Source organism: Streptomyces sp. NPDC052109 (assembly GCF_040680195.1).
GTDB lineage: Bacteria > Actinomycetota > Actinomycetes > Streptomycetales > Streptomycetaceae > Streptomyces.
This window is the reverse complement of the sequence record NZ_JBFAWF010000046.1, coordinates 25,945-33,504: the sequence shown is the minus strand read 5'-3', so window position 1 is coordinate 33,504 and position 7,560 is coordinate 25,945. Positions and strand designations below refer to the sequence as shown.

The following is a 7,560-nucleotide window of genomic DNA, read 5'->3' as shown; positions in this document are numbered from 1 at the left end:
CTCACCCTCTCGGGCTTTCCTCCGGGCGCTTCCCTTCGGTGTTTCCGACTCTATCAGATCTTTTCTCGATCCGATTTCCTCGGTGCTTTCCAGGCTCCCGCTTTTCTCTCGCGGTTTCCTTTCCGGCGGTTCCGACTTTATCAGAAGCTTTTGGCCGGTCTGACCGGCCGCTCATTCCTGAGTAATCGGGAGGTGCTTCTCGGAGAAGTCGTTCTCGACATTCTCGAGAAGCTCGTAGACTCTAACGTCTGCCCGGCAACTTGTCCAGTTCTAGGCAACTGTTTGAATCTACCTCCCCACGCCAGCTGTGTCAACAGCTCTTGTGGGGCGAAGAGGAGACTAGCAGCTCACAGCGCTGGGACGCACATCAGGCGGCGGTGGGGACTGTGGCGCTACGGTCCGCCGCTTCGAGATCGCCGGTCTCACCTGCACGTACCGCCCGACTACCCAGGACATAGACGTACGTCAGGAACGCGAGTTCAGCCAGGACGCCGATCCCGATGCGGGCCCAGGTCGGCAGGCCGGACGGGGTGACGAAACCTTCGATCGCGCCGGAGACGAAGAGGACCAGGGCGAGGCCGATCGCCATACCGACCGCGGCGCGTCCTTCTTCCGCGAGGGCCGTGCGCCGGGTCCGTGGACCGGGGTCTACGAGTGTCCAGCCCAGGCGCAGTCCCGTACCGGCGGCGATGAAGACCGCGGTCAGTTCGAGCAGGCCGTGCGGCAGGACCAGGCCGAGGAACGTGTCGAGTCGGCCGGCGGAGGACATCAGGCCGAAGCCGACGCCCAGATTGAGCATGTTCTCGAAGAGGATCCAGAGGACGGGCAGGCCCAGGAAGACACCCAGGACCAGGCACATCGCGGCTGCCTGGGCGTTGTTCGTCCACACTTGGGCGGCGAATGCCGCCGCGGGATGGCTGGAGTAGTACGTCTCGTACTCACCGCCGGGGCGGGTCAGATCGCGCAGCCGGCCGGGGGCCGCGATCGACGACTGTACGTCCGGGTGGGTGCCGATCCACCAGCCCAGGAGGATCGCTATGGCCGTGGATATCAGGGCGGTGGGTACCCACCAGTGACGAGCGCGGTACACCGCGGCGGGAAAGCCCCGGGTCAGGAAGCGGGTGACGTCGCGCCATGAGGCGCGGCGGGTGCCGGTGACAGCGCTACGCGCGCGTGCCACCAGTTGGCTGAGCCGTCCTGTGAGCTGTGGGTCCGGAGCGCTGGACTGGATGAGGGACAGATGGGTGGCTGTGCGCTGGTAGAGGGCGACGAGTTCGTCGGCCTCGGAGCCGTTCAGGCGGCGCCTGCGGCGGAGCAGCGCGTCGAGGCGGTCCCATTCGGCTCGGTGTATGGAGACGAAGACGTCCAGGTCCATGGGGTCTGCCTGCTCCTCGGCTGGTCGTCGACTGCTCGTCGTGGATGCTCTCGATTGCGATCAGCTTGTCGTACGGGGGCGCGATGCGCCCACAGCTTGGCAGACTTGCGCTTCCGGGGGCGGATCAGGGAAGGACGGCGGGCGTGAGTGAGCTGGTGACGGGCGAGGCGGTGGCGCTCGAGCTGCGGCCGGCGAAGCTGCCGAGCAGGGCCCTGGCCGTGTTGCTCGATCTTGTGGTGGCCGTGGTCGCCTACATCGTGGTCACCATCGCGGTGGTGATGTCGACGGCTTCCCTGGACGAGGCCGCGCAGGTGGCGTTGTCGATCGCGACGTTTCTGTTGGTGCTGGTCGGCGGGCCGATCGCGGTGGAGACGCTCAGCCGCGGGCGTTCGCTGGGCAAGCTGGCGTTCGGGCTCCGGGTGGTGCGGGACGACGGTGGACCGATCCGCTTCCGGCACGCGCTGGTGCGGGGTGCTATCGGCGTGGTCGAGATCCTGATGACCTTCGGTGTGATCGCCTGTATCGCGTCGCTGGTGTCGGCGCGCGGCCGACGGCTCGGGGACGTGTTCGCGGGCACCCTGGTCGTGCGTGAGCGGGTGCCGGTCGGCCGGGCCGGCTTCGTTCCGCCACCGCCGCCGTGGCTGGCGGGGCGGTTCGCCGAGCTGGACCTGTCGGCGGTGCCGGACGCCCTGTGGCTCGCGGTCCGGCAGTATCTGACGCGGATGGGACAGCTGGATCCGCAGGTTTCGCTGGGGATGGCCCAGCGGCTGGCGGCCGAACTCGCGGCGCGGACGGGTGCGTCGGTGCCGCAGGATCTGCCGGCGGCCGCCTTCCTCGCGGCGGTGGTGCACGAGCGGCAGTCGCGCGAGGCCCGCCAGGCGTTCGGCGTCGGCGGTTTCGCCCCGCCGGTGACGCCGCCCGGCACGCCGGCGGGGTATGAGCCGACCGCTGCCGCGTCGGCGGGCGGGGCGCAGCAGCCCCCTCGGCCGGACCGGCCGCAGGGCTGGAGCAGGCAACCGCAGGCACCACTGGTTCCGCCTTCCATGCCTCCGCGGGACGCGCCTCCGGCCGACCGACCGGCCACCGGTTTTGCACCGCCGGCTTAGCGCGGAGTCGGCGCGGTCTCTGTTCATGGGGCGCGCCCGCCCCGTTCCAGGGGGCTTGGCGGTGCCTGTTCCGGTGGTGTCGCGGTCCCGCCGTTCAGTCGAACGTCGACGGCGGAGACCGCAGGTCCTCGAGCTCGATTCCGGGCGCTGCCAGGACGACGTCGCCGGCGATGTGGACGGTGTGCCGTTCGCCGGTGTCCAGGGCTGTGACCTGGTATTCGTCCACGATCAGGGGGCCGTTGTCAGTGGCGTGTGCTTCGCTGTTCACCAGGGCCCAGGACTGGTCCACGGTGCGGGGGGCCAGGACCGGGTCCGTGAAGGCGACCAGGCGTACGCGGGTCGCGGGGGACGAGGGGGTGAGGCGCAGAAGACGGGCGGTGGCGACGAGGAACGCGGGGGACGTGCCGGTGAAGGCGTGGGCGCGCACATTGCCTTCGGTGGCATGGGCTCCGGTGGGGTCGGTGCGGACCCAGGTGACGCCGTCGAGGGCGGCACCGCGGACTTGCCACTCCCCCGCCTGGAGTTCGAGGCGGATGGGGCGGCCGAGGTCGTCCAGCGCGAGGTCGACCGAGCCACGGTGATCGCCGGTGGGGCTGGTCAGCCGTGAGACGTAGCGCCAGCCGGACGGGCCGGGCGCGCATTGGAAGTGTTCTTCACCGAGGGGGGTGTGATCGTGCGGATCGTGGAGCGAATAACGGCCGCGGGGCATGGGTGTCCTGGGTCTCGGGGCTGACGGTCGGCCGGCTTGCGGCTCCTCCGGTCCGGTTCGAGCCACTTCCGATTCCTCTGGTCCGGGCGGGCCGGTCAAAGGGGCAGGCCCCCGGCACGGGGGTGCGGGGGCCTGCCTCGAGGGACCTGCTGCCGGGGAGCGCGGTGGTGCACCGGCGCACTCCTTGGCGGGCGGGACCGGGGAATCGCCGGCTCAGTAGCGGTAGTGGTCCGACTTGAACGGGCCGTCGACCTCCACGCCGATGTACGCGGCCTGCTCCGGGCGCAGCTTGGTGAGCTTGACGCCGAGCGCGTCCAGGTGGAGGCGGGCGACCTTCTCGTCGAGGTGCTTGGGCAGCACGTAGACGCCGGTCGGGTACTCGTCGGGCTTGGTGAACAGCTCGATCTGGGCCAGGGTCTGGTCCGCGAAGGAGTTGGACATCACGAACGACGGGTGGCCGGTGGCGTTGCCCAGGTTCAGCAGGCGGCCCTCGGACAGGACGATGATCACCTTGCCGTCGGGGAACTTCCAGGTGTGGACCTGCGGCTTGACCTCGTCCTTGACGATGCCGGGGACCTTGGCGAGGCCGGCCATGTCGATCTCGTTGTCGAAGTGGCCGATGTTGCCGACGATCGCCTGGTGCTTCATCTTCGCCATGTCCGACGCAAGGATGATGTCCTTGTTGCCGGTGGTGGTGATGAAGATGTCGGCGGTCTCGACGACCTCGTCGAGGGTGGTGACCTGGTAGCCGTCCATCGCCGCCTGCAGGGCGCAGATCGGGTCGATCTCGGTGATGATCACGCGGGCGCCCTGGCCGCGCAGGGACTCGGCGCACCCCTTGCCCACGTCGCCGTAGCCGCAGACGACGGCGGTCTTGCCGCCGATCAGGACGTCGGTGGCGCGGTTGATGCCGTCGACCAGGGAGTGGCGGCAGCCGTACTTGTTGTCGAACTTCGACTTGGTGACCGAGTCGTTGACGTTGATCGCCGGGAAGAGGAGGGAGCCCTCGCGCTGCATCTCGTACAGGCGGTGGACACCCGTGGTGGTCTCCTCGGTGACGCCGCGGATCTCGGAGGCCAGCTGGGTCCACTTCTGGGGGTTCTCGCCCAGGGTGCGGTGCAGCAGCTGGAGGATGACGCGGTGCTCGTCGGACTCGGCGGTGTCCAGGGCGGGGACCTCACCGGCCTTCTCGTACTCGACGCCCTTGTGGACGAGGAGGGTGGCGTCACCACCGTCGTCCAGGATCATGTTCGGGCCGCCGGTGGGGCTGTCCGGCCAGGTCAGCGCCTGCTCGGTGCACCACCAGTACTCCTCCAGGGTCTCGCCCTTCCAGGCGAAGACCGGGACGCCCTGCGGGTTGTCGGGCGTGCCGTCGGGGCCGACGGCGATGGCGGCGGCCGCGTGGTCCTGGGTGGAGAAGATGTTGCAGGAGGCCCAGCGGACCTGGGCGCCGAGGGCGACCAGGGTCTCGATCAGGACGGCGGTCTGCACGGTCATGTGCAGAGAGCCGGTGACGCGGGCGCCGGCGAGCGGCTGGGCCTCGGCGTACTCCTTGCGGATCGCCATCAGGCCGGGCATCTCGTGCTCGGCGAGGGTGATCTCCTTGCGGCCGAACTCGGCCAGCGAGAGGTCGGCGACCTTGAAGTCCTGTCGGTTGTCGACAGTCGTCATTACGAGCTGCTCCTCGGTATCGGGGCGAGGTGGGTACGGCTGGTCTGCGCGGCGGCGGACACAGGGGTGCCCGAGAAGAGGACACAGGCATGCCCACGTGCGCGCAGCGCAGTCCGTCGGAGGCCCTCTCTCCCTCGGCCGGCCCGTCCTGGCACCGCCCGACCGCCATCAGCAGCGACGTCTGGCTCCGTCCCAAGCTACACCGGACGGCCCGGTCGGCCCCAGTCCGCCTTCGTACGGTTCGAGCCGTGGGAGAGGCGGTTTCGAGGTGGGGCGCGGGGGCGGCAGCGCGGCCGCAGGGGTACGGAAACCGCGGGGGACCCGGTGGAGGGGGACCTGCAGACCGGGATCCCGCATGCCAATTCGGACGTCGTGACCGCGCCGGCCAGGCTGATCTTCGTGATCGCCGTACCGGAGGCTGCCGCCGGCTGTGATCATCTGCAGATCCTCGCGCCGCTCTCGCGCAGTCTGACGGCCCCCGGCTATCGGGAGCGGTTGCCGGCCGCGCGGGACGAGCGGCCGGTGCTCGACGTGCTCGACGCAGTCGGCTGAGCCGGGCGGCGGGGCCCCGGCCTCGCGCGAGCCAGGCCGCCGACTCGGGCCCGGGTCCTTGGCCCACAGGGACCGGCGGGGTGCGGATCTTCCAGCCTCACGGCTCGGGAACCGGCAGGGACGAGTTTCGGTCTCGGGCCCGAGGACCGCGCGATGCGGGCCCCCGGCGGTGCGGGCTCCGGCCTTCGGGTGCATTCCGGCCTCGCGGCCCTTCGCTTGAAGCCCACGGCTTGCGGGCCGGGGCCCGCTTGCTGTGTCCGGTGGCGCAGGGGGTACACAGAGTCGCGCTATTCTCCGGGCCGCGGACGGGTCGTATGACGGGTCGTATGGGGAGGGCGGGGCATGGTGGGGGCAGGGCCGGGACGTGGACTCGGGATTGCGGCGCTCGTGGTGGGGCTGCTGGGGCTGGTGCTGGGCATCGGCACGGTCGTCTATGCCAACAGCGCGTACGGCACCGGGACCGTGCCGAGCGAAAGTATGTCGCCGACCTACACACCGGGGCAGCGGGTCGTGTGGGAGAAGGTAGGCGGCGGCGAGGTGCGGCGCGGTGATGTCGTGGTCTTCTCCGCGCCGGGGCGCTACGCGTCCGACGGGGTCGTCATGCAGCGTGTGATCGCTGTGGGCGGCGATCGTGTGGCCTGCTGCACGCGCGTGGGCTCCGAGGAGCGGGTCACCGTGAACGGCGCACCGATCGAGGAGCCCTACGTCAGCGGGGGCGACGCCGACGGCCAGCACCGGTCGTACGACGTCAGGGTGCCGCAGGGCCGGCTGTTCCTGCTGGGCGACCACCGGGCGGACGCCATGGACTCGCGCGCCTTTCCCACGGACCACGGTGGGACGGTTCCGGTGGACGCCGTGCGGGGCCGGGTGACGGAGGAGCGTAAGGTCGCGGTGGCACTGGGTACGGCCGTGCTTCTCGGCGCGGTGCTGGTCCTCACCGGCATCGGGCTGGGGATCGGTTTCCTCGTCGTACGACGGCGGAAGGCGCCGACCGTGCCGCAGTTGCCCTGGCCGACGCGGTCGACGGGGAGCTGAGCGAGCTGCGGCTTCGGGCTCAGTGCCCGGCGGCGTGCGGGTTCGGGCCGCCCGGGGTGGCCTCCGGGTCCGGGCCCCTGGCGGCCTCGGCGTCGCTGTAGATGTCCGGTTCCAGGTAGATGACGCGGGCGATGGGGACGGCGGCGCGGATGCGGGCCTCGGCGGCGTTGATGGCGTTCGCGACCTCGGCGGCCGTGTCCTCGTGCCGGACGGCGATCTTGGCGGCGACCAGCAGCTCCTCGGGGCCGAGGTGCAGCGTGCGCATGTGGATGACGCCGGTGACCGTGTCTCCGTCGACCATGGCGGTCTCGATCTGCTTGACCACGTCGGCACCGGCGGCCTCGCCGAGCAGCAGGGACTTGGTCTCGGCGGCCAGGACCAGGGCGATGCAGACGAGCAGGACACCGATGCAGACCGTGCCGATGCCGTCCCAGACGCCGTCGCCGGTGAGAACCGCGAGGCCGACGCCGAGCAGGGCGAGGACCAGGCCGATGAGCGCGCCGAAGTCCTCCAGCAGGACCACGGGCAGCTCGGGGGCCTTGGCACGGCGGATGAACTGGGCCCAGGACAGTCGGCCGCGCAGTTCGTTGGACTCCTTGATGGCCGTGCGGAAGGAGAAGCCCTCGGCGACGACCGCGAAGACCAGGACGCCCACCGGCCAGTACCAGTTCTCCAGTTGGTGCGGGTGGCTGATCTTCTCGTAGCCCTCATAGATGGCGAACATGCCGCCGATGGAGAACAGGACGATCGAGACCAGGAAGGCGTAGATGAAGCGCTCGCGGCCGTAGCCGAAGGGGTGCTGCGGGGTCGCCTCGCGCTGGGCCCTCTTGCCGCCGATGAGCAGCAGGAACTGGTTGCCGGAGTCGGCGAGCGAGTGGACGCCCTCGGCGAGCATCGAGGAGGAGCCGCTGAACGCGAACGCCACGAACTTCGATGCCGCGATCGCGAGGTTGGCGCCGAGTGCCGCCACGATCGCTTTGGTACCGCCTGACGCGCTCATGTGTTCGCGTTGTCCCTTCGCCTCTGAGGCCCTAGGAGCCCTGGTACGGCCACGCCGCCCAGGCGTGTCCCGGCTTTGCCCGGCCTTTGCCGGTGGGCCATTCTCGCAGCCC

The 7,560-nt window shown here is 70.2% G+C and carries 6 protein-coding genes and 1 pseudogene; 3 read left to right on the top strand and 4 right to left on the bottom strand.

What is annotated here, in order from left to right; translation table 11 throughout:
* Positions 1-367 precede the first annotated feature (367 nt).
* A complete protein-coding gene (locus AB0L59_RS41740; protein ID WP_365593295.1) occupies positions 368-1,375 on the bottom strand; it encodes a stage II sporulation protein M in 1,008 nt (335 codons plus the stop codon).
* Positions 1,376-1,518: 143 nt separating this feature from the next.
* On the opposite strand from AB0L59_RS41740, the gene AB0L59_RS41735 reads away from it, so the two are divergent.
* The gene (locus AB0L59_RS41735; RefSeq protein ID WP_365593301.1) at positions 1,519-2,481 is read left to right on the top strand and encodes an RDD family protein; all 963 of its coding nucleotides are present in this window, start codon (positions 1,519-1,521) and stop codon (positions 2,479-2,481) included.
* 94 nt (positions 2,482-2,575) lie between these two features.
* Here the strand turns inward: AB0L59_RS41735 and AB0L59_RS41730 are convergent, their stop codons facing one another.
* Together AB0L59_RS41730 and ahcY are read right to left on the bottom strand one after the other, a co-directional pair.
* A complete protein-coding gene (locus tag AB0L59_RS41730) occupies positions 2,576-3,190 on the bottom strand; it encodes a hypothetical protein (protein ID WP_365593292.1) in 615 nt (204 codons plus the stop codon).
* A gap of 213 nt (positions 3,191-3,403) precedes the next feature.
* Positions 3,404-4,861 (bottom strand): adenosylhomocysteinase, encoded by a 1,458-nt coding sequence (gene ahcY, locus AB0L59_RS41725; protein WP_365593290.1) that lies wholly within the window; start codon positions 4,859-4,861, stop codon positions 3,404-3,406.
* Positions 4,862-5,245: 384 nt separating this feature from the next.
* On the opposite strand from ahcY, the pseudogene AB0L59_RS41720 reads away from it, so the two are divergent.
* Positions 5,246-5,413: pseudogene (locus tag AB0L59_RS41720) on the top strand (PTS sugar transporter subunit IIA); the annotation flags it as partial.
* A gap of 342 nt (positions 5,414-5,755) precedes the next feature.
* Positions 5,756-6,448, top strand: coding sequence for a signal peptidase I (gene lepB, locus AB0L59_RS41715; RefSeq protein ID WP_365593287.1), 693 nt, complete (start codon positions 5,756-5,758; stop codon positions 6,446-6,448).
* A gap of 19 nt (positions 6,449-6,467) precedes the next feature.
* On the opposite strand, the gene AB0L59_RS41710 is transcribed toward lepB, so the two are convergent.
* The gene (locus AB0L59_RS41710; RefSeq protein WP_365593285.1) at positions 6,468-7,448 is read right to left on the bottom strand and encodes a cation diffusion facilitator family transporter; all 981 of its coding nucleotides are present in this window, start codon (positions 7,446-7,448) and stop codon (positions 6,468-6,470) included.
* Between the last annotated feature and the right edge of the window lie 112 nt (positions 7,449-7,560).